This window comes from Ruegeria sp. BB5 (assembly GCF_056539405.1).
On sequence record NZ_JBQFUX010000015.1, the window covers coordinates 13,878 to 32,240 of the forward strand.

30 protein-coding genes are annotated in these 18,363 nt (G+C 54.5%); 6 read left to right on the plus strand and 24 right to left on the minus strand.

The features are described 5' to 3' along the window. Positions 1-47 precede the first annotated feature (47 nt). Positions 48-329, plus strand: a complete 282-nt coding sequence (locus ACR0DL_RS20880) for a hypothetical protein (RefSeq protein WP_480691136.1) — start codon at positions 48-50, stop codon at positions 327-329. Here ACR0DL_RS20880 and ACR0DL_RS20885 read toward each other — a convergent pair. The 12 genes from ACR0DL_RS20885 to ACR0DL_RS20940 all read right to left on the minus strand — a co-directional run bounded on the left by ACR0DL_RS20885 (position 326) and on the right by ACR0DL_RS20940 (position 8,759). Next, on the minus strand, positions 326-721 hold the full coding sequence (locus ACR0DL_RS20885) for a phage tail terminator-like protein (protein WP_480691138.1): 396 nt from the start codon (positions 719-721) through the stop codon (positions 326-328). The genes ACR0DL_RS20880 and ACR0DL_RS20885 overlap by 4 nt on opposite strands. After that, complete coding sequence (locus tag ACR0DL_RS20890; RefSeq protein ID WP_480691140.1) at positions 708-1,025, minus strand: hypothetical protein; 318 nt, start codon at positions 1,023-1,025, stop codon at positions 708-710. The genes ACR0DL_RS20885 and ACR0DL_RS20890 overlap by 14 nt, the downstream gene beginning before the upstream one ends. Before the next feature lie 88 nt (positions 1,026-1,113). Beyond that, on the minus strand, positions 1,114-1,458 hold the full coding sequence (locus tag ACR0DL_RS20895) for a hypothetical protein (protein ID WP_480691142.1): 345 nt from the start codon (positions 1,456-1,458) through the stop codon (positions 1,114-1,116). Positions 1,459-1,468: 10 nt separating this feature from the next. Then, a complete protein-coding gene (locus ACR0DL_RS20900; protein WP_480691144.1) occupies positions 1,469-1,717 on the minus strand; it encodes a hypothetical protein in 249 nt (82 codons plus the stop codon). Then, positions 1,714-2,223, minus strand: a complete 510-nt coding sequence (locus tag ACR0DL_RS20905; RefSeq protein WP_480691146.1) for a DnaT-like ssDNA-binding protein — start codon at positions 2,221-2,223, stop codon at positions 1,714-1,716. The genes ACR0DL_RS20900 and ACR0DL_RS20905 overlap by 4 nt, the downstream gene beginning before the upstream one ends. 196 nt (positions 2,224-2,419) lie before the next feature. Continuing rightward, on the minus strand, positions 2,420-3,388 hold the full coding sequence (locus ACR0DL_RS20910; protein WP_480691148.1) for a major capsid protein: 969 nt from the start codon (positions 3,386-3,388) through the stop codon (positions 2,420-2,422). 36 nt (positions 3,389-3,424) lie between these two features. Beyond that, complete coding sequence (locus ACR0DL_RS20915) at positions 3,425-4,117, minus strand: hypothetical protein (RefSeq protein ID WP_480691150.1); 693 nt, start codon at positions 4,115-4,117, stop codon at positions 3,425-3,427. 39 nt (positions 4,118-4,156) lie between these two features. Continuing rightward, positions 4,157-5,239: a minor capsid protein gene (locus ACR0DL_RS20920; protein WP_480691152.1), complete on the minus strand. Its 1,083-nt coding sequence runs from the start codon at positions 5,237-5,239 to the stop codon at positions 4,157-4,159. A 12-nt stretch (positions 5,240-5,251) separates the two neighbouring features. Then, a complete protein-coding gene (locus tag ACR0DL_RS20925; RefSeq protein ID WP_480691154.1) occupies positions 5,252-5,515 on the minus strand; it encodes a MerR family transcriptional regulator in 264 nt (87 codons plus the stop codon). Next, complete coding sequence (locus ACR0DL_RS20930; RefSeq protein ID WP_480691156.1) at positions 5,505-6,908, minus strand: DUF4055 domain-containing protein; 1,404 nt, start codon at positions 6,906-6,908, stop codon at positions 5,505-5,507. The genes ACR0DL_RS20925 and ACR0DL_RS20930 overlap by 11 nt, the downstream gene beginning before the upstream one ends. A gap of 1 nt (position 6,909) precedes the next feature. Continuing rightward, positions 6,910-8,217, minus strand: a complete 1,308-nt coding sequence (locus ACR0DL_RS20935) for a terminase large subunit domain-containing protein (protein ID WP_480691158.1) — start codon at positions 8,215-8,217, stop codon at positions 6,910-6,912. Continuing rightward, positions 8,214-8,759 (minus strand): terminase small subunit, encoded by a 546-nt coding sequence (locus ACR0DL_RS20940; RefSeq protein WP_480691160.1) that lies wholly within the window; start codon positions 8,757-8,759, stop codon positions 8,214-8,216. The genes ACR0DL_RS20935 and ACR0DL_RS20940 overlap by 4 nt, the downstream gene beginning before the upstream one ends. 67 nt (positions 8,760-8,826) lie before the next feature. Between ACR0DL_RS20940 and ACR0DL_RS20945 the strand changes: the two genes are divergently transcribed. Further along, positions 8,827-9,156 (plus strand): hypothetical protein, encoded by a 330-nt coding sequence (locus ACR0DL_RS20945; protein WP_480691162.1) that lies wholly within the window; start codon positions 8,827-8,829, stop codon positions 9,154-9,156. Positions 9,157-9,358: 202 nt separating this feature from the next. Here ACR0DL_RS20945 and ACR0DL_RS20950 read toward each other — a convergent pair whose 3' ends face one another. From ACR0DL_RS20950 to ACR0DL_RS21000, 11 genes are all read right to left on the minus strand, one after another. Next, positions 9,359-9,529, minus strand: a complete 171-nt coding sequence (locus ACR0DL_RS20950; protein ID WP_480691164.1) for a hypothetical protein — start codon at positions 9,527-9,529, stop codon at positions 9,359-9,361. A gap of 66 nt (positions 9,530-9,595) precedes the next feature. Further along, positions 9,596-9,745, minus strand: coding sequence for a hypothetical protein (locus ACR0DL_RS20955; RefSeq protein WP_480691166.1), 150 nt, complete (start codon positions 9,743-9,745; stop codon positions 9,596-9,598). 151 nt (positions 9,746-9,896) lie between these two features. Further along, complete coding sequence (locus ACR0DL_RS20960) at positions 9,897-10,421, minus strand: hypothetical protein (protein WP_480691168.1); 525 nt, start codon at positions 10,419-10,421, stop codon at positions 9,897-9,899. Positions 10,422-10,519: 98 nt separating this feature from the next. Beyond that, positions 10,520-11,194: a hypothetical protein gene (locus ACR0DL_RS20965; RefSeq protein WP_480691196.1), complete on the minus strand. Its 675-nt coding sequence runs from the start codon at positions 11,192-11,194 to the stop codon at positions 10,520-10,522. After that, entirely contained in the window at positions 11,194-11,397 is a 204-nt protein-coding gene (locus ACR0DL_RS20970; RefSeq protein WP_480691170.1) for a hypothetical protein, read from the minus strand. Before ACR0DL_RS20970 ends, ACR0DL_RS20965 begins: the two co-directional genes overlap by 1 nt. Continuing rightward, the gene (locus tag ACR0DL_RS20975; RefSeq protein WP_480691172.1) at positions 11,394-12,362 is read right to left on the minus strand and encodes a DNA cytosine methyltransferase; all 969 of its coding nucleotides are present in this window, start codon (positions 12,360-12,362) and stop codon (positions 11,394-11,396) included. Before ACR0DL_RS20975 ends, ACR0DL_RS20970 begins: the two co-directional genes overlap by 4 nt. After that, on the minus strand, positions 12,359-12,499 hold the full coding sequence (locus ACR0DL_RS20980; protein WP_480691174.1) for a hypothetical protein: 141 nt from the start codon (positions 12,497-12,499) through the stop codon (positions 12,359-12,361). Before ACR0DL_RS20980 ends, ACR0DL_RS20975 begins: the two co-directional genes overlap by 4 nt. Next, a complete protein-coding gene (locus ACR0DL_RS20985; protein WP_480691176.1) occupies positions 12,496-13,122 on the minus strand; it encodes a hypothetical protein in 627 nt (208 codons plus the stop codon). Before ACR0DL_RS20985 ends, ACR0DL_RS20980 begins: the two co-directional genes overlap by 4 nt. Continuing rightward, a complete protein-coding gene (locus ACR0DL_RS20990; RefSeq protein ID WP_480691178.1) occupies positions 13,119-13,844 on the minus strand; it encodes a hypothetical protein in 726 nt (241 codons plus the stop codon). The genes ACR0DL_RS20985 and ACR0DL_RS20990 overlap by 4 nt, the downstream gene beginning before the upstream one ends. Before the next feature lie 2 nt (positions 13,845-13,846). Beyond that, complete coding sequence (locus tag ACR0DL_RS20995; RefSeq protein WP_480691180.1) at positions 13,847-15,229, minus strand: replicative DNA helicase; 1,383 nt, start codon at positions 15,227-15,229, stop codon at positions 13,847-13,849. Beyond that, positions 15,226-15,588 carry a VRR-NUC domain-containing protein gene (locus ACR0DL_RS21000; protein ID WP_480691182.1) on the minus strand — a complete coding sequence of 121 codons (363 nt, stop codon included), beginning with the start codon at positions 15,586-15,588 and terminating at the stop codon, positions 15,226-15,228. The genes ACR0DL_RS20995 and ACR0DL_RS21000 overlap by 4 nt, the downstream gene beginning before the upstream one ends. Positions 15,589-15,997: 409 nt before the next feature. Here ACR0DL_RS21000 and ACR0DL_RS21005 point away from each other — a divergent pair, with 409 nt between their 5' ends. Next, the gene (locus tag ACR0DL_RS21005; RefSeq protein WP_480691184.1) at positions 15,998-16,417 is read left to right on the plus strand and encodes a helix-turn-helix domain-containing protein; all 420 of its coding nucleotides are present in this window, start codon (positions 15,998-16,000) and stop codon (positions 16,415-16,417) included. Between the two features lie 172 nt (positions 16,418-16,589). On the opposite strand, the gene ACR0DL_RS21010 is transcribed toward ACR0DL_RS21005, so the two are convergent. Further along, positions 16,590-16,958, minus strand: a complete 369-nt coding sequence (locus ACR0DL_RS21010) for a hypothetical protein (RefSeq protein WP_480691186.1) — start codon at positions 16,956-16,958, stop codon at positions 16,590-16,592. Positions 16,959-17,180: 222 nt separating this feature from the next. On the opposite strand from ACR0DL_RS21010, the gene ACR0DL_RS21015 reads away from it, so the two are divergent. The 3 genes from ACR0DL_RS21015 to ACR0DL_RS21025 all read left to right on the plus strand — a co-directional run. Beyond that, positions 17,181-17,456, plus strand: coding sequence for a hypothetical protein (locus ACR0DL_RS21015; protein ID WP_480691188.1), 276 nt, complete (start codon positions 17,181-17,183; stop codon positions 17,454-17,456). A gap of 205 nt (positions 17,457-17,661) precedes the next feature. Beyond that, positions 17,662-17,871 (plus strand): hypothetical protein, encoded by a 210-nt coding sequence (locus tag ACR0DL_RS21020; RefSeq protein WP_480691190.1) that lies wholly within the window; start codon positions 17,662-17,664, stop codon positions 17,869-17,871. After that, on the plus strand, positions 17,868-18,363 hold a 496-nt coding region (locus ACR0DL_RS21025), incomplete at its 3' end, for a DUF7666 domain-containing protein (RefSeq protein WP_480691192.1). The genes ACR0DL_RS21020 and ACR0DL_RS21025, both read left to right, overlap by 4 nt.

An 18,363-nucleotide genomic window follows, 5' to 3' on the forward strand; every position in this document is an offset into this window, starting at 1 on the left:
TGATATTCACCCCCACATTGAAGTGTGGAGTTGTTCAGGAGATTGAATTGAACAGACTTTTTATTTTGCCTTTTGTGGCTTTAGCCGCTTGTACTGCCTCATATCCTGTTCCCGAGGATACACCCGGTGTGGTTCACCAGTTCGATGGTGATACAGTCACAATTAGAGGTGCATTTGAGCCAAACCGGCTTGCGACAGAAAAAGCGAGCCCGACACAAAGAATGACCGAACAGGCCAAAGAAGTTTGCCCGAATGCGCGCTACGTTGGTGCGTCGCCTAGTGACATATCACCTTACTATGCGACGTTTCTTTTTGAGTATAAGTGCTAACGGGGCGTGCTTGCGCGATAGAAGACACGGCCAATGACCTTGAACCAGCCATCATCAGGGTAGGCGTTGAATGGGTCGGTGCCTGTCACTGTGACGCGCTGGCCTGAATAGGACAGAACGCGCCCGACAGGATAGGCGTCCAGGATTGCCTGCCGCTTTTGCTTGGCGGGTATTGCGCCCTCACCTTCTGGATAGCGGAGCGTGAACTGCATTAACCCGGTGGTGTCGTTGGTGCTGTTCAGATCCGCTGCCCGTTCCTCATTGGGAAACATGCGGATTTCTACATATGCCGTGCCCGGTGTCGGGGTGTAACCTTCATTCTCATGCGCGATAGGCAGACCAAACGCTTGTGCAATGAAGTCGCTGATAAACGCCTGTTCAATCTCCAGCATCTTGCACCGCCTTTGCCAGTAGTCGCCGCGCGTCGGCAATTGAGGCTCCGACCATCGCGTCGACCTCTTCCCAATGCATCACGTATGGCGTGTTATTGGTTAGCCATGTGCTGCTGAACGGCTCTATTCGCCCAGCATCAGCAACAGCCAGCGCGGACCCCGTGTTTCGTTTCCCCTCAAGGAAGGCTACAGCCGGGGCGTTTGTCGTTACCTGCCAGTTGCCCCGCATCGTGCCGCCCAAATAGGTCGGGTCGGGCCGTTTCCATGTCGACGGGTCTGCAACGCGGGTGCGTTGCACAACCATGTTGAACAGTTCCAGCTTAAAGGCCCTGTCAACGTCCTCTAACTTGTTATCTGTTTTCTGAGCCCATGCTTTAAGTTGAGCGCCGAAACTAGCCACGAACCAGCGCCTTGGTCAGAATGTGGGTCGCATTGTCGGGCTTGATGTGCATCACAGGCCCAATCGCCCACTCTGCCGTTCCGTCAACCAGTTTCTCATTCTGTTCAACTTGACCGCTAAACAAGAACATCCGATCCCCGGATTGCACCAAGGATTCAGGAAACACCTTGTAATCCATTTTCGTCTGTACAGCTCGCACAGTTCGTGTGGCACCACCTGTGGCCCCAGCGCCCGTCACAGGGTCGCTAGCCGTATCAGTGGCTCGGATAGTGGCGTCATAGCCGAATTCCACAAGCATCTCATCGGCCAGAGCCGCCATTTCGGAATAGAATGTCATGGGAACCCCGTTATTCAGCCAGGAGTTTTGCCTTTAGAGCATCCATAGCGCCAATCAGCGCCATTTTTTGCTGTTCTGTCATGCCGGGGAACGCTTCCATGTGAACCCCGCCGCCATTCAGTAGGGAAACCACTGCAACGGCTGAAATCTCGCCCAGATAGCGCTGTCCGAGCAGTTCATCGCATATATCGCCAATGCGCTCCTGGTCGGGACGTTCTGCACGGTCGCGCGCTAAGTCTATGATATGGCGATCACTCACGCCCGCATTATAGGCACAGAACCGGCAGATTGTCCAAGCTTCCCCGTGCTATAGGGTAAAACCAACCGATCCACGGCAGGATAGTGCTTTTGAGCATACCCATCGGAATAGGTGGTTTCGGTCTCAATTACGTCCACTTTCTTGCGCTCTGACATAACCGAACGCCCATCTACGGCGGCAACCGGGTCACTCCCCTGCTGGATAAGATAGGCCATTTCCATCTGTGCCTTTTTCACCGGCTCAGGGATTGTATCAACGGCTACCGCAAATCCGTCGACATATTTCGACACGTTGCGAGGCCACTGCAGCGCTTGGGTGGATGCCACACGATAGCCAAGCCAGACATAAGCGGCGTCATTGATCACCGCTGCACGGCGCAGATTAGCCTCCTGATCGGCGTAAACGTCACTCAGCGCCCAACCCATAGCAGCCGCATAAGTCTGATATTCGGCCAATGTGGCATAGCTGTCAGCCGATGCGCCGCCGATGGTTGTATCAAGAGCCATCTTTTACCTTCCTGCGACGTGTGGTTTTGGGCTTGAACCGGATATCAACAATCCGGAAGCCTTGCGCCCTTAGTTCAGCCTTGCGCTCGGGTGAAACCGGGTGAGGCTCATATGCGATTTTGATCTTGTGGAATGGGGTTTTCATATTCCCTCCTGATCTTAGGAAAGGGGCCAGTTTCCCAGCCCCTCAAGAAGATCAGAGATCCGCGTCAGCAACCGCGATGACACCAGCGGTCATCTTGTCGAACTGAGCCACCTTGTCCCAATTGGAACCCGTTGCCAGTTCAGCATCGGTCGGAGACTTGCCGCCGTTGGTTTCATCCCAAGTGTAACCCTTGAGACCTAGAGCAAAGCTGTAGTCAGCCTGGAACGTAGTCTCAATGCGGGTTTGACCGTTGGTGGTATCAACGTTGGTGATGATATCCGAAGCGTTGGTCACTGCAGCCGCACCTGGAACCAGACCAAGGATCTTGGACTTGTTCGGTGTGCCTGCTTCATACAGTGCCGGGGCGTCAGTCACGATGACGGCTTTACCAAGAATGTCGATGACGTTGACATTGCTTGCTTCAAACAGGCGAGTGCCGTTAGTCAGGTTGTCACCGATCAACTTGTGCGCAACCGTGCCAGTCATGACGTCTGCAACAATCATGCCCGACGCATCGCCGAACTTGGCATGTGCTGTGTTGACAGCGCCATAGGTCATGCCAGCCGAACCGGAAACGTCGTTAGTGACGCCTGCGTTGTTTTCCAGCGCAGCCACCAGAGCGGCGATTGCAGTGTTTAACTGGTCCTGCAGCAGCAGTTCAGCAAATGCGGTCGACGCGGCCTGAACGCCCTGCTGTGTCGGACGCTGCAGCCAAGTCATCTGCGACGGCTCGTAGCGAACCGGGCCGAAGCCACCAGCGATTTTCACGCTCGAACGATTCAGTTCGGTCAGGTCAGTCGCCGATGCCGCTCCTTGGGCCGCATAACGGTCAACACGACGCTGAGCAGCCGCCAGCGAAGCAAAGAAGGATTCACGCATAAAGTCGCCGGTCATTCCTTCCGAAGAAAGAGTGATTGCACCGGCTGAACCAGCATTGAACTTGTCAATCATCTGGTCCAGCGAAACGATGGTCGCAGGCATGATATAATCATCGAAAACCTGCATCTGGGAAAGAGACATTACTGCTCTCCTGTATGGTTCAGGCGTTTGCCTGCGTTACGATTTCGGGAGGCTTGAGAAACCCGGCACTTTCGCCGTAATCGCCCCAGCCAATCCATTCGGTTTTGCGGCCCCGCCGTTTGCACCCGCAGCCCCGCCGCCAGATGCCTTTGAACCAACAATCAGAGGCTTCAGCGCCTCATCATTGGTCAATTCTGCCTTCAGATCCTCCAGGTTCGCCGCTGATGGCTGGCCCTGAGCATCCTTGACCCGTACAAGCGGGCCTTGTTCCGTCATTTCCACGCTCAAGCGATCCCGCACGATGCGTTCCAGCACCGATGCCGAGCCCTGAACGGCCAACTCTGCCGCAATGTCCTTTGCAGCCGCCCCAACGGTTAGGCTGTCTACGGTTTTGCGCAGGTCGGAAATCTCTGTGTCCTTGCTTTCAACGGCCTTGGTCAGCTTCTCACCCCAAGACTTTTCCAACGCCTCAACGTCGCCGGATTTCTTGGCTGCTTCCTCCGCCGCTTTAACTGCGGCTTCCTCGGCGTCTTTAGCCTTGGCCGCTACCTTCTTTTTCTCATCCAGCAGCTCGTCAACCTTGGACTTTAGCCCGCCGGTCGCTCCTTCAATCTGCGCTGCTGTGTATTTAGCCACATCCAGGACATGCTTGCCGTCTTGTTCGGTGTAGAAAGCCTGTGTGGCCTCGTCCACGCCTTCAAGCGTGTCAAGGATTGCCTTAATAGTCATCGCTACCTCTGGTTTTGATGGTGCAGGCCCTGCCCGCTGTTAAACGCCCGCCGCAGCAAATGCCGCAGGCTCCAGTTCCCGCATCTGATCCAATGTCAGAGCGCGAAAATTCCTATCCAGTTGCAGCGCCCGGAACCGTTCAGCGGATAGCCCACCATCCCGCAGCAGCTTGCCACGTTCCCGTCCGATAACACTGTCCTGAAACTCTGCAGGCTGAGTGCGCAGCCATGCGTAATAGTCCTGATTGGCCGGAACCTGCTCGATCCCGTCAGCGCCCCGCGCCGTTTGCTTCCCGCCTTGCCCGAGAATGGATAACCCATCCCGAACCCTTGGCACCGTCACCGACCGGCAGGCTATATGTGCAGGTGGCCTTGGCCCCTTATCGACCGGGAAAACCTGCCCATCCAATGAGCGGCAAATGGTGCTTGTGCGTCCATCCAGAACAGCCGCCCATTCAACGCCCTTGATAATGTCCTTATTACTGGTCCAGACCACTTCTTTGGCCTGAACAGCGACGTGCTGCATAGAAGTACGAACCAGCATCGCCATATCGCGCCGTGTGGCGTGAAACAGGCCGTCCCGGTAGTTACGTGCCCGCGTGCCCCTTAGCCGCCTTATGGCTTGCGTCAAGCTTTCTCCTTGTGCCGCTGAGAGACGAATAGCCCCCTCTACCCTGCGACGTGTCTTGTCGGTCCAGCCGTCAAAGAACGACTGCAGCAATTGCCCTTCGTCTATCCCTTGCACTGACAAGGGCCGAGAAAAGGCCGCTGTTACCATCTGGGTTGGTGATGGCAGGGTAAAATCTACCCCGAACGTGCGCTGAAGGCTGCGAACCTCAAACCCGCCTTCGTATTCGGCCAAATCCGCCAGTTGCTGCCGCCACACAGCCTCGTAATCCCCGAAACCCGCCTTTAACGTTTCTCGCACCGCACTTAACAGCCGGTTTAGTCTGCGACCCCGCAAACTGTCCAAGTCCTCGACCTGGGAGAGTTGCGCAACGATATCCCGCTGCATAGCCCGCAGGAAACTATCGAACTCGCCCTGTGCGCCTGTTTTCAGCCGTTCCAGGTGGACTTGATGACGAGTCGCTATCTCTATCAGGATGTTAGGAGTTGAGGGCATCAGCTACACCGTTCACTTAAGTTGATAATCACCCAACGCAGCCAACAAAATCTGATGTGTTCGGCCTTGAGATGAGAAGTGAACCGCCTTTTCCAGGCTCATACCGAGATACTTTCTCAGGCACACAGCGTTTAGCGCCTGATTTACGTCTGTCAGCGTGTATTCAAAGTGACCCGCTTCGTTCTTGGTGCCGAAAGGGAATAAGCCGCGCCGTCGCATGTCGCGCTGCACATCAACGCTAATCCCCGTTTCCCCGGCAAACTCGCTAGCCTTCATCGGTCACACCGCCCAAGCTACCGGCGCGCTCGCTTACCTCAGCCTTGTATTCGTCCTCGGTCTTTTCCGGGTCAATCAGCTTGTCCCGCTTCAGGATCGGCAGCATTTCCTCATCACCAATAAGGCCCCGGTCATGCAGGTTGATAATGTAGGTTCGCGCTGCATCGCTCATTTCGGGTTCCATGAATTCTCGGGATAGCGTTACGTTCACATCTCCCGTTGCGTTCATGTAGTTAGCCGCCCATTCACAGGCGGTCTGATAAGCGTCCTCCACGTTGACCGAGATCAGCGACAGGATAGAGTGCTGAACCTTGCGTTCCCCCGCGTCCTGCTGGGCTGTTTTATTGGCTGAACCGGGCTCAATGAACCGCGCCCCGATAGCCGCCATTTCCTCTTTCAGCCGGTCCAGTTCGTCACGGTTGGCCGTGTTCGGGTCTGACTGCGCAAATCCGAATGTGCCGCCCTCTGGGATACAGAGCATTTGCCGGGAACCGACATAGATGCCCGCTTTCTTCCACGTATCTAAGGTCTGCTCATCCACCGCAGAAGCCCAAGGCTGCACCTGACCCGCAAACCACAGGCTCTCCCGGTGATCTGCTGATGTGCGCCAGTGGTCCCGATTCAGTTTTGCCAGTGAATACAGGGGCGGTGTGGAAATGCGCTCTGAATTGTCCTCAGCGCCTACGAATGTAAACGGGATGCTGTCCCAAGGTTTCCCGCTGCCTTGCAGGGGGAAAGATTCCTCTAGGACTTCCCATGTGTTGCTTTTGGGCGGCTTGTGCCACTTGCGGTCAACATAGACGCCATCCACAAGTGCCAACTCACGGAGGATTTCTTCCTCTTTGACCTCGTAGTCCTCGAAGGTCTCAACGGTATCGGTGAACACCAACAGGGACAGCTTCACCTCAGCGCCAAACGCCGTGTAGCCCCAATTGATAATCCGTTGAGCGTCAATCACGTGGATTGTAGCCACAGAACGGTTGCTTTCCTGATCCGCTCGGGATGTGTCGCCCTCGGTGGCCGGGTAGGTCACAAACAGGCCAGAACGCGCGTTTTTAAGCACGTTGGCCGTGGTGTTCTGCATCTGCTGATACAGGTCCAGGCCCTGACCATTAGCGTTAGTCAGCAGGTAATCCAGTTGCCCCGGCAGTTCAATCGTGGGGTCATCCTCGAAGGCTACCCCGTTCAACCCCTTCAACGTGAACTCAGTTGCCCCAAAGAAGCTGGCCCGCTCTGCGTAAGCTTCGTTACGGGCTTTGTTCTCTAGTGAGGTGTCAGCCGGATTCAGCGGTATCAGGTGGCCTGCAAGATTATCCTCTGCGGCCATATCGTTGACGAGGTTCCACTTAGGTAGAGCGGATGTGTACTCGTCGCGCTGATAGTCAATCGCCATACTAAACCGCCGTTCTTATACCGGCGACAAGTACCGCGCCGTTGATTGGCCATTCCTTGTGGACCATGTAGCCAATCGCTGTTGTGATGTGCTGGGCATCGTTGCTGTCATCCTCTTGGAAGGTGCTGCCCTCCTTGAGTTGAACCGTCGATAGACCCTTATCTACCATCTTTGCCTTAGAGGGATTTACGAACAGCGACCTTGTTCCATCCGCTGCACAAATCTTTGCTCTAACTGAGTTCTGCCGGTCTTTTATTGCTGGGTGCGCCTTTGCTACACGGCGCTGGAATGTCCAACCATTCGACCGCAGAACGTCTTCGATTTCTGTATAGTCCGAGGCGTGGCCGTGCTTTTCTCCCGCGCGGCCCGCTGGGTCGCCGTAGATCATGACCCGCTTATTCTCGTGTCCTTCGAACTTCTCCACGAACTCCAATGCCGATTGCCTGGAAACAGCACTAATAAGCACAATCTCATCCAGCAGATAGAGTGCGCCATCTCTCACAACCCCAACCGCCGAGGACAGCGGGGTAAAGTTCTGGTCGTGCATCCAACAAAGCTGCTCGTGGGGCTGAATCACTGAGTCTGTGTGGTTCAGCCTATTGTAGTCCTCGTAAATCCGCCCCGTCGCGGTCTCAAAGGAGGCTTCGAATTCCTGTTGAAACTGCCGTTTTGACATAACCCGCTGTGCAGCGTCGATTACGTCTTGCGGTAGAATTTCCGCCGATTTCCAGTGATACGCCGCCCACTCAGGGTCGCCCGAAGTGATGGCGTATTGGTACATCTCGTAATAGTGGTTAAGGCCATCAGGAACGCCGATCAGCCAACACCAAGCCCGATAGTCAGGGCGAAGAGGGGACACCGTGTTAAGCGCAGGCAATATATTGGCCTGCCACGCTTCCTCTTTAACGTCGGCAATCTCATCGATTACACCGCCTGTCCAAGGAATGCCCTCAATCCGTTGTGGCTTATCCAGCCCGATCATGTGAATCTCTGAGCCATTCGGCATGAACAGCTTTAGTTCGCTCTCGCTGGGCTTCTTGCTGTGAGATGTTGAAAGCGTGAAGGCCTTCATGTCATCCCAGAATATTTTCTTGACCTGATCCCGAGTAGGAGCCGCACAGAAGTACAGTTCGTTAGGGTTCTTCATGGCCTGCTTGGCTATGAAACGTTTTGCTCTTTCCGTCTTTCCTGACCGTCGACCTGCGGGTACAACTTTGAACCGCACCCGTTCATCCCGCAGCCTGACTTGCTCTGGAATGTCGATCAGCGGATACCAGCGCGCATATTGGCGCTCTAAGGCAATGTTCATCCCGGTAGCTTGTCAGCAATATCTCTGAGTGCGTCAGCTACATCCGAGGTGCCGCCTTGGTCGCCTTGGAACATGCCGAGATGTTTACCTAATTTCTCCAAGGCACCGAGCTTGTCCCATGTACGTATTTTAGCGACATGCTCAATCTCTCGCTCTCCATCGCCATTTAACCCACCTGGGCGTGAAACCATCTCAACTGAAGCAATGGCCCCTGCCGTCTCGTCATCCCACTCTCTCGGGTCGATCAGGTTGCCGCCTGCAGTCATAACCTTTCGCAAATCCGAAAACCCAATCTTTGCCAGTTCCTCAAGAACCCGGTCTTGGGTAATCCCTGTGCGCTCCGACCGCTTAGTTTTAGCCTCTGCAATCGCCGCTTGAATCTTAGCATCACTTAACAGGCGCGAACCCTGCACATGTGCTGTTTTTTCACTGTATCCTGCCCGTATCGCCGCCTGCGTTGCGTTCAGGTCTATCAGGTATTCTTCTACAAACCTTGCCTGTTTCGCGTTTAGAGACGAACCCGGCCCCGCCGAATTGCTCATCTAGTTTCCCCTTTAAACACAGCCCCGCCGTGTTTACGTTAAAGTTGATTCAGTCGAAGGTTTAAAAATGAAACGATTTGCTTTGATTGCTGTTCTGCTAGCTGGCTGTGGTGGCCTGAACTACGCCCTGGATAATTACAGCGGTGTGCCGGTCCAACAGTTTACCTACAACGGTCAGGAGTTCCGGGTGTTTGATAAGCCCGCTGAAGGCCGCTTGATGATTACGCCGTCCATTGGAGAAGCCGCCGCATATGGCGCTACCTTTGGGGGAGTGAATACCCCTGAGACCGTCTTCCTACAGGCGTCCAATGCGTTTCTTGCCAAAAGGAACTGTGAGGCGTCTAGTATCGCTGTGGTGGCTAAACCCCAATACGAGGCGTTTTATACCTGCGGTTAAGCCCGGTAGCTTTCCACTGCCCTATCTAGCCATTCCCCGGCTTGGATAGCAGTCTGTACTGCTTCATCTAGCGTCTTGCAGTTTGTCCGCTGCCCATCAGGGCTAAGAGACGCTGTGATTGCTGCCCACATAATTTTATGGTCGAGCTGATTTGTCGCTGCCTCGCAGAATGCGCTTATTGCGTAATCTCGGGCTGAGAGGTTCATTCCTTCAACACCGCGTCTTTGGCGTACTCAAGCGCGCCCAGAAGCCGCCAGCGATCCTTGTATAGCGCATGGCGTAGGTAGCCGTTGCTCTCATCGTCATTCACTGAGCAAACAACCACGAAATCACGTATTTCACCGCGCTCTGCCTTCGCGAGAAGGTCCTGCATGATTTCCACCGTTTCTTCGTCGCGATCAGAGTTAATGAGGTGATGAACTGTCATCCGCCGAAACCCTCAGCCATTAGTGACCTTATACGGGTGCCCGGCAGGTAGGCGGGCCACATCCTCTATGACAGGCTCGTCGTCCATGTTGGTTAGCGTAGATGCGCCCTCGTCGTCTTCGGCATACTGGAAGAATAAGAATTCGTCTTCGTCTGGTTCCATGATGTACCTCGGGAGGTTGGTTGCCCTGAATGTTTCCGCTGTCAGGGCGGGCAGCGTACTGGAATCACAGTTGGTGATTGCAAAAGAAAATGGTCCACCTGTCACTTAGGCGAGCCATTCCGTTGGAATGATAATGGCATGTTCCCGCCGTTTAGTCAACCATCTCTGATAGGCGCTCTACCGCTTTGGCAAAATCCCTGCCCTTCTGCGTCAACTTTCCGTCTATCATAGGATCGGCCCAGCCTCTTGAGACCGATTGAATGATAGAACGGTCGCCTAGGTTCAGTTTATTAAACCAGCCGAGCCATTTATCCCAATTGTTCACGGCGTCCCGGTGCTTTTCGTCCTCGTCGCGCAGATCCGGCTGCTCATCCGGGTCCACCTCGAAGGATTCCGGTAGGAATTCCACCTTTGCCACCTTTGCGGCCATGCTCTTACCCAGACAGACCCGGTGATAGCGCGCCTCGGCGTTTGTCAGCCCTGCGTATACCGACCACAGCCCAACGGCGTCCTCTACGGTGTGTGCAGCGAATAGCGCCTGCCCTGCAGGCTCCCCGAGGGCCTGGAACTGCATCGCCTGCCATTTATCCGGGGTGTGTCCCATTTGACGGGCGCGGGCCTCTAGTGCTGGCCGGTGTGGGTTGCGCCCCGTGACCTCCTGCTTAATCTCGGCCATGCGCTTCCTGCCCCGTGCTTTCTTGCGCGGTGCCGGGGCTATATCTACCCCTATGCTCTTGCGGTTCTTGCGGTCGCCTTTGCCCATATTATTGCCCCTCAGAACTTTCGCTCGCGCTCCATACGTCGCAAAGCATCAAGCATGGTTTCACTGCGGTGCAGGTCGTAACCGCAACCGATGGTTCCGCCTTTCCAAGATCCGCTGCGCTCGCCAACCTCATCGGAAAACTCAACTTCTATGCTTTCCTTGTTCCATCGCGGCCAGCCAAGAGCCTTGAAGGCACGGCGGCAGAGAACGTGACGGCGTTTCGATACCTTCGCGGTTCTGTTCTGCACCTCGCCAGATAGTAGCGTGTACGTGTAGGAATGTTCCTCTTGGTATGGTTCAGCGTCCCAATCGAACACGCTTGCCCACGACCCGTCTGGAAGCTGCTTCTGATATTCCAGCGTGTGTAAGTCCCAAGGCCAGTCAAAGGACTTACGCTTCAAGCCCCAATGGAAGGTAAGACCGAATCCACTGGACGCATAAATAGACCATTGCGGGCCATCCATAGCAGGCCAAGGATGATTGACGATTCCCAGCGGCAGAACGGCAGTGAAACGCCAAAATTTCAGGAACATCATTCTGTCCCCCAAGTCTGCATCGTTGCTGTGGATGTGTATTCCGGCCCCAAAGTCCCAGCCGTGACGACCACGAGACAACTCGACGGATTGGCCATTCTTTAGCCAACCGCGCCAAAGACCTTTTTCACTAGATGTATGCTCGAAAATCATCACCCCTGCCCTCCCCATACCGCCTCAGCTATTTCCTGCGGTGTTGGTTTTCTGTTCGCCTGTCGTTCTGCTTCGCGCTTCCAGAAGTCCCGCTCTTTCCGCAGGCTTGATAGTTCCACCCACTGCCGCTTGATCGTTGCGGCCTGTGTGTCGTTCCATGTGGATAGGGCTGCGTTTTGAGCTAGAGCTTGATCCAGGGTCATGTCAGGCCCTCCGCTTCCAGGATGGCGTAACCGATCAGTTCTGGTATCTGGGGGACTACTGCGTTTCCGAGGGCTTTAAGTCGGTCCACCCCATTGGAAACCCCATTAGCCACTCTACCCACTCGGGGTTCAGGGGGCCATCGACAGTCATTGAGAGTTCTATTGACTTCCCGATTTGCTTGCGGCGCTGAATGCTTGCGTCCTTTGGGCCGCCCCTGTCTCTGTGGTCTGCTGCAGTGGGTGTTGGATACATTTTCACAGCCGGTGCTAACCCGTCCCCGCTGGTTTTGCTGACACCTTTGCGGTTGTAGTTCCCGTGCTGCGTTGGCGTCGGCCACATCTTCGCAGCCTGCGCCAAGTTTAGGCCAAACCCGTTGCCCGTGTGATGCTTGCCCTTTCCATTTGTCGCCGCCTTTACCTCGGCCTGACGTTCTGCAATCTGTTCCGGCGTCCAATTCTCGCGGGTGTAAAACGTCGCCGGTGTAGGCAATAGTCCAGCACCTGTCTCGCCTGTGGTGGGCCGCGACGGCGCAAGCTGGAATAACAAACGTCCGGCAGGCGTAGCCTTGTCCCTCCAAGTCAGAAAGCACGTCGTCGAGCCCCATGCTGATGTGGCCAGCAACGTTTTCTCCAATAACCCAAGCGGGCCTGAGTTCAGCCACGAGCCGATTAAATTCCGGCCAGAGGTGGCGGTCATCTTTCTGGCCTCGTCGCTTCCCGGCGGTGGAGAAGGGCTGGCATGGGTATCCGCCGCAAATAACGTCAACTGCTCCAACTTGCTCACCTTTCATCTCCCTTACATCCTGGAAACACGGAACGTCCGGCCAGTGCTTCGCTAGTACCTTGCGGGGGAATTCCTCGATTTCGCAGAACGCCACGGTTTCAAAACCGCCGGTCCGCTCAAGGCCAAGGCTGAATCCACCAATCCCGCTGAATAAATCAAGTACGCGCAGCTTTCGGGTCACTTCTGCGCCTCCGATAGCCTGTAGCGCATGCGTTTAATTGTGGCGCACTGCTTTTCGACCTGCTTCCTGCATTCCAGGTACTTACGGACGATGACCATCTTATCGATGTCCTTGAAGGCTTTTTCTGCTTCGGTCATACCCACACCTCATTGCCGTTCACGACTGTCCGGCGCTTCACCAATCCCTTGCTCGCGAGATAAGCCCGGTCGCCGCCATACTGTGAATCTGAGATACCCATGCGGGCGCAAATCTCCTTCTTTCCCAACCCTTTATCTATCAGGGCTAGGACTTCCTCACGCCTCTGGTCCACCTGCTGTCTGGTCATCCCATTTGACGAGCGCTTCGGTAGTCGACCACTCTCGATGAGCTGCTGTTGATACCCCTTAACGGTGCCTAGCGAGACACCGACGATTTCCGCTATTTCCTCTTTTTTTCGCCCCTCCATCGTAAGGCGCAGTGTCTCGTCACGACGTCGGGTTGTTTCTGGGTTTGGCGGCTTACTCCAACCGTTGTGGCGAGCCTTGAACTTGGCCAATGCTTCGGCGCGGGTCATAGGGGATTTCGGAACAAGGTTGCCGATGTAGCTTGTTTTCTCATCTCCTTGCCAAACATACTCCTCCGCGAAAGCAGACGCCCCCATCGGGATCTTATGAACCTTGCCATCTGCGATAGCCTCATCAATCAGGCGGCGTTCCTCGTCGCTGATTGCATCTGCCTTTATGCCCTCAATGAAAAACTCTGAGTGGTTGTATTTGGTCACCGCTGGCCTCCTGCTTGTCGCTGAATCACACTGTCTAAAAAGTCATCGCCGTCGTTTGCAGCCGTGAGGATTTGCTTGAAATACGGGCTGCGAAACCAGTTGCGCCAAGCGGCATCCCAGTTCGCATAAGTTCGCCCTTTGGAGAGATTGCTGTCCTTGAAGCGTTCGAACTGAGCGCGCGCTTCGGCCTCCCCGTATCCCTCTGCCTTGGCAATCTCGATTTGCTTAGAGGAGATCACTGCATCCTCTGCTATCGGCAGATTTCTTTTTTTAGTTTTTCTTTTATTCTGGCCTCTGGCCTCTGGAATATGGGTCGTAGGTCCCCCACTGGGTAACCCATTGGGTTGCGATTTTTCTTGTTTAGTAACATCGGCTTGCGACCATCGCTTATTCGCAAACTTCTTACCGGTTGCGGAGCGTTTCGCGTCCTTAACCATGCGGCGATTGTATATCCAACCTCTGCGGTCGCGGGAAAAGACGCCGTTAAGTTCTAGTTCCTCCATATGGGTCGCCGCTTGCTCCGCCGTTATGCCGCACAGACGGGCAGCACCGGTCGAGTCCAAGGGTTTTCCATTGATGGCGAAGTAGCCTTTCGGGTCGCCTTTCGCGCAGACGCAGAGCATCCGCATCCAAAGCCCCTGTGCAGACAGACTACACAGACGCAATCCTTGATCCGCCTCCCAGTCGGACCAAAAGAATTTTGACCAGGGAAGTTCTGACATGCTCAGCCCTCCCAGATCCGGTTGAGGGCTGGGTTGCAGAACACGTGTGCGGTTCCGATAGATCCCTGCCGCTGTTTAGCAACGATGATTTCCAGCTTGTTCCGGCTGGCCTCCATTGCTGCTTGCCATTTCTCCATCTGCTCGAAGTCGTCGGGCTTCATGCGCTCGACGTAATATTCATCGCGATAGCAGAACATCACAGCATCGGCGTCTTGCTCCAACTGACCGGACTCGCGCAGATCAGCGAGTTGCGGGCGCTTGTCGTTGCGTTCCTCGACCTTTCGGGAAAGCTGTGACAATGCCAGAACCGGAACATTCAACTGAGCCGCAAGAGACTTCAGAGCCATGCTAATCTTGGTGATTTCCTCAAACCGGGATGCACCCTTAGCGGAAAGCAACTGCGCATAATCCACGATGAACAGGCGCATATTGCCTTCGCCTAGAATCCTCTGAGCCTGTTTGGCCCCTGACATAAGCGCACCAACGTCAGAGAACTCACGCGGTAGAAAGGTAATAGGAAGCTCCGCGACATTCTCTGCCGCCTGCTGCATAGCCTCGCCTTGTATCGGTGACATTTGGCCTTGGCGCATATCTGAGTAATGAACGCCCCGGCCAATCTCGGCTGTTCCCTCGGAAATAGCCCGCATGGCCATTGCCTCGGGTGACATTTCCAGGCTGCAAATCACCACCCCGTGACCGGCGCGAGCGACATTCAAACCAATACTCAAAGCAACCGCTGTCTTACCCATAGAGGGCCGACCACCCAGAAGGGTCATTTCGCCGGGATAGAAACCGGACATAATGTCATCCAGTTTGCCGATCCCTGACTTTACAGACCCGTTGTCCTCGCCGTGATACGCCGCCATCACCTGAGACACGGCCCCAGAAACGGCTTTCATCATCGTTACGGGTGTGGCGCGCCTTGTGGGCTGCACCTCAAGTAGTGAAGCTTCAAGGCGTCCAGAGATTGCTGTTGCCGTCTCCTCACCCCGTACAAGCGCTGCCTGCACCTCTTGCGTTACCGCGAGAAGGTCACGGCGGGCCTTCATGTCGGATAGCTGCTCTACGTAATCGTCAAAGCCTGATGTGACGGCAGCGCCAGCCATACGAACCAGATAAGAAGCCCCTCCAAGGGTAGACATGGCATTGTCGCTCTTGGCCCATTCTGCCATGGCAACAGGACTTACCAGCAGACCCTTGCGGCTGCGCTCTGCCATCAGGTCGAATAGCGCGGCATGGCAGGGCTCATAGAACAACTTTGAGCCGCCCGCAGCACCTATCACTCCGATCAGCTCCGGCTTAATTAGCAAGGTGCCAAGTGCCATTTGCTCCAATTCTGGAATGTAGCATTCTGGCGATTTATTGAGTTGTTGAACCGTACTCACTTGCCCTGCCCCTCGACCAGCTTTGCCGCCAGTTCTCCAATAGGTTGCCAGTTTTCGTTGGTGCTCCGGCATTTGATTCCAATGACAGCTAGCGCCTCGTCTACGTCCTTGCAGACGGCTTTTTGGCCCATCCAGGTTGAGTGCCAACGCTCTTGGTCCGGTGTTAGCTTTCGCGCACTTGGTGGCTTATTCCCGTCCTTCACTTCGATTAGGTATGTTTGACCTCGGAATCCGACGGCTAGGTCTGGGAACCCATCACCTGCCCCATGTGTGGGTGTGACTGTGGCCCCCGCATCTCTCAGCGCACTTACAATCTCGGATTGATTTGCATCGACTTTAAAGGCGTGACGTTTACCCATTCACACGCCCTCCGCAGAATAAGCCCACGGTCTTTGGTCACCCTGACCGTGGGAAGGGCTGTAGACAGTTGAGCGGTAAAAAGGAAAAAACCCGCTGTCCTGCTGACCTGTGAGTGGTGGGGTTGTATTTCTGGCAATCATTTCAACCGCCCCCGTGTCGAAGCGGGGGTTTTCACTACTTGTTTTTTTGTGCTATAGTTCCCATGTTGGCAATAATCAGGGTCCAACAGGTCCAAAAGTTGCCGAGAGTGCAACGGAATGTCCCGACCATAGGCAGCGTCGAGCATACGCGAGTAAAACTCAGCGGGAATCCGGTTCCTGTTGTGCCAATGGTGGACGCTTTGAAGCGATACACCCAAATCATCGGCCATCGTTTTGCGCGAAGGCCACATCTCTATGACGGTTTTGAATGAGTGGATTTCTGACATACCCAGATACTATTGCCAATATGGCAATTGGTCAAGGCACAAACATGGCAATTGAAAAAAAATCCATGCAACGGCAATTGTTGCCCATGCCAAAAAATGATTTTGACACGCGCGAAAATGATATGTCACCGGATGCCATTGGCTTCCGGTTAGGAATGATTAGACGAGCATATAAGCTGAAAAAGTCGGAGATTGCCGACCTGCTGGAAATTGATCGGCCTCACTGGTCCAGATTTGAAAACGGCCAGCGGCCTATCCCTTTCGAGAAGGCCGACCGCATTGCTCAGAGGTTTGGCGTTAGCTTGGATTTCATTTTCTGCGGACGAATTCGCGGGGTTGAGTTTGATTCCGTTGAAAAGATGCGCTCCGCTTTCAATGAGCCCGACGAAGACCTGGAATAAAGGTCATCTAAACTTTCGCCCGTTTTGATTGCGCGTTTGGCTAAATCGCGCTCATCCTCATGGCCTGCCCAATATTCCGCTTCAAGTTGTTTTATAGTCATTCTATCCATGTTTAGAAATTTACACACGCTTTAGATTATGACAATGATTTTGCTGCTCACTTTGGGCAGGGTTAATCCCTTGTTTTGTCAATTGTTTCTGGTTTAAACGAGATTGTTGATGCTTCGGCGCGTACTCTTTTACCGCCCATATCCCTGAACTCAGTTATCAGTTTGCGGGAGAATCCCTTGCGCTGGCCCAATGCGATTTGCTGGGTCTCCCTGTGCAACCGCAAAGCTAACCCTAACCCCAGCTTGGTCAGGCAGTACATACCATCATTCTCCTTGATATGCTTGCGCTCGACCGCTCTGGCTACGACCCTCTGAATTGACGTTCGGCTGCGCCCGGTCATTTCCGCCAGCGCCGACACATTCCAACTTTTTTCTGTGTAGAGTAGCGCCCAATAAACCCCACGAATGGTTTCATTTACGCCCAGAGCCATTGAGGCCCGGTCGTAGCGAAGTCTCCTGCGGAAATACGTTCTCTCTCGCTCCGTGATAGGGCGTTCACTGCGCATATCATCCCCTTGCAAGCCACTCTAATGGGGAATTCTTCTCCCGTTAAGAGTTTCCCTGATCGATGAAATTACCATACTGGCATTTTTTGTTCTTGACTATTGCCATCTTGGCAACTATTCTCTCATTAAGCACTAGGGAGAACGACAATGCAAATCAGCAAGATTTTAGAAGCGGCTCAAGTCCAGCGCGGCATTATCCCCCAGACATTCATTTGCGCATGCTGCGGCTCAGAACTGGACCGTGATGACCATATGCGCGGTCACTTCCAGCCAGAGTTTGAGGAAACCGTATTCAACGCCTTTGGTTCGAATGTCTGCTTCGGTTGTGCGGATGAGTTCGACAAGCAGGACACTGAAATCACCCCACTGCCTGAGTACGGCTCGGATGATGCGTTTGACATCATGAAAGAGGAGCGTGCGTGATGGGTTGGAAGCCAATCAAAACTGCACCGAGAGACCACACGCGGATATTGCTCTACGTGCCGCCCTACGGCGTCTCATGCGGTCACTGGGACTGTGTTTGGGATAACGGCGTAGAGCGCTGGATCATGCACTCTGTTCTCAACAAGGACGCGCAGCCAACCCACTGGATGCCCCTACCTCCCCCACCTGCACGGGAGGGCCATTCATGAACACCCCCAAACCTATCAACCCGCTCGCGGCTGATGAATTCGTGTTCAAGTCCGACACTGAAACCGCCTGCATACAGCAAGGCCCCCACAGCATTATTCAAGGCGAGGTTATCAACCGCCTGCCCGGCAACAGGGTTGTTATCCGCTGCAACGGTCGGACCTACAAGGGGCCAGAAATCAAGCCAGTTCGGAGAAACAAGGCATGACTAAAATCACTGCATATAAAGGCTTTAACTCCGACTGGACCTGCCGAGACTTTCGTTTTGAGGTAGGTAAGACCTACGAACACGACGGCGATGTAAGGGTCTGCGGTAGCGGCTTCCATGCCTGTGAAAACCCTATGGATGTTTGGGGATACTACGGACCCTATGACGTTAAATACGCCATCGTGTCGATGGCAGGTGACACCGACAAAAAGAGTGGCGGAGACAGCAAGGTTGCCTCCGCAAAAATCACGATTGAAGCCGAATTAAGCGCGGGTGAGTTTGTCCGCAAGTGTGTGGATTGGTTGATTTCTGCAACGAAGGGTAAATCCGACGATAGCGGCAACTCCGCACAGATCGGGTCCAGCGGCGACTACGCACGGATCGGGTCCAGCGGCAACTCCGCACAGATCGGGTCCAGCGGCGACTACGCACAGATCGGGTCCAGCGGCGACTACGCACAGATCGGGTCCAGCGGCTACTACGCACAGATCG

What these genes read in the sequence shown, in the direction of transcription:
- ACR0DL_RS20885 (WP_480691138.1), bottom strand. Translation starts at nt 721, where the DNA reads ATGCTGGAGATTGAACAGGCGTTTATCAGCGACTTCATTGCACAAGCG.
- ACR0DL_RS20890 (WP_480691140.1), bottom strand. Translation starts at nt 1,025, where the DNA reads ATGGTTGTGCAACGCACCCGCGTTGCAGACCCGTCGACATGGAAACGG.
- ACR0DL_RS20895 (WP_480691142.1), bottom strand. Translation starts at nt 1,458, where the DNA reads ATGACATTCTATTCCGAAATGGCGGCTCTGGCCGATGAGATGCTTGTG.
- ACR0DL_RS20905 (WP_480691146.1), bottom strand. Translation starts at nt 2,223, where the DNA reads ATGGCTCTTGATACAACCATCGGCGGCGCATCGGCTGACAGCTATGCC.
- ACR0DL_RS20910 (WP_480691148.1), bottom strand. Translation starts at nt 3,388, where the DNA reads ATGTCTCTTTCCCAGATGCAGGTTTTCGATGATTATATCATGCCTGCG.
- ACR0DL_RS20915 (WP_480691150.1), bottom strand. Translation starts at nt 4,117, where the DNA reads ATGACTATTAAGGCAATCCTTGACACGCTTGAAGGCGTGGACGAGGCC.
- ACR0DL_RS20920 (WP_480691152.1), bottom strand. Translation starts at nt 5,239, where the DNA reads ATGCCCTCAACTCCTAACATCCTGATAGAGATAGCGACTCGTCATCAA.
- ACR0DL_RS20925 (WP_480691154.1), bottom strand. Translation starts at nt 5,515, where the DNA reads ATGAAGGCTAGCGAGTTTGCCGGGGAAACGGGGATTAGCGTTGATGTG.
- ACR0DL_RS20930 (WP_480691156.1), bottom strand. Translation starts at nt 6,908, where the DNA reads ATGGCGATTGACTATCAGCGCGACGAGTACACATCCGCTCTACCTAAG.
- ACR0DL_RS20935 (WP_480691158.1), bottom strand. Translation starts at nt 8,217, where the DNA reads ATGAACATTGCCTTAGAGCGCCAATATGCGCGCTGGTATCCGCTGATC.
- ACR0DL_RS20940 (WP_480691160.1), bottom strand. Translation starts at nt 8,759, where the DNA reads ATGAGCAATTCGGCGGGGCCGGGTTCGTCTCTAAACGCGAAACAGGCA.
- ACR0DL_RS20945 (WP_480691162.1), top strand. Translation starts at nt 8,827, where the DNA reads ATGAAACGATTTGCTTTGATTGCTGTTCTGCTAGCTGGCTGTGGTGGC.
- ACR0DL_RS20950 (WP_480691164.1), bottom strand. Translation starts at nt 9,529, where the DNA reads ATGCAGGACCTTCTCGCGAAGGCAGAGCGCGGTGAAATACGTGATTTC.
- ACR0DL_RS20955 (WP_480691166.1), bottom strand. Translation starts at nt 9,745, where the DNA reads ATGGAACCAGACGAAGACGAATTCTTATTCTTCCAGTATGCCGAAGAC.
- ACR0DL_RS20960 (WP_480691168.1), bottom strand. Translation starts at nt 10,421, where the DNA reads ATGGCCGAGATTAAGCAGGAGGTCACGGGGCGCAACCCACACCGGCCA.
- ACR0DL_RS20965 (WP_480691196.1), bottom strand. Translation starts at nt 11,194, where the DNA reads ATGATTTTCGAGCATACATCTAGTGAAAAAGGTCTTTGGCGCGGTTGG.
- ACR0DL_RS20970 (WP_480691170.1), bottom strand. Translation starts at nt 11,397, where the DNA reads ATGACCCTGGATCAAGCTCTAGCTCAAAACGCAGCCCTATCCACATGG.
- ACR0DL_RS20980 (WP_480691174.1), bottom strand. Translation starts at nt 12,499, where the DNA reads ATGACCGAAGCAGAAAAAGCCTTCAAGGACATCGATAAGATGGTCATC.
- ACR0DL_RS20990 (WP_480691178.1), bottom strand. Translation starts at nt 13,844, where the DNA reads ATGTCAGAACTTCCCTGGTCAAAATTCTTTTGGTCCGACTGGGAGGCG.
- ACR0DL_RS21000 (WP_480691182.1), bottom strand. Translation starts at nt 15,588, where the DNA reads ATGGGTAAACGTCACGCCTTTAAAGTCGATGCAAATCAATCCGAGATT.
- ACR0DL_RS21005 (WP_480691184.1), top strand. Translation starts at nt 15,998, where the DNA reads ATGAGTGGATTTCTGACATACCCAGATACTATTGCCAATATGGCAATT.
- ACR0DL_RS21010 (WP_480691186.1), bottom strand. Translation starts at nt 16,958, where the DNA reads ATGGCTCTGGGCGTAAATGAAACCATTCGTGGGGTTTATTGGGCGCTA.
- ACR0DL_RS21015 (WP_480691188.1), top strand. Translation starts at nt 17,181, where the DNA reads ATGCAAATCAGCAAGATTTTAGAAGCGGCTCAAGTCCAGCGCGGCATT.
- ACR0DL_RS21020 (WP_480691190.1), top strand. Translation starts at nt 17,662, where the DNA reads ATGAACACCCCCAAACCTATCAACCCGCTCGCGGCTGATGAATTCGTG.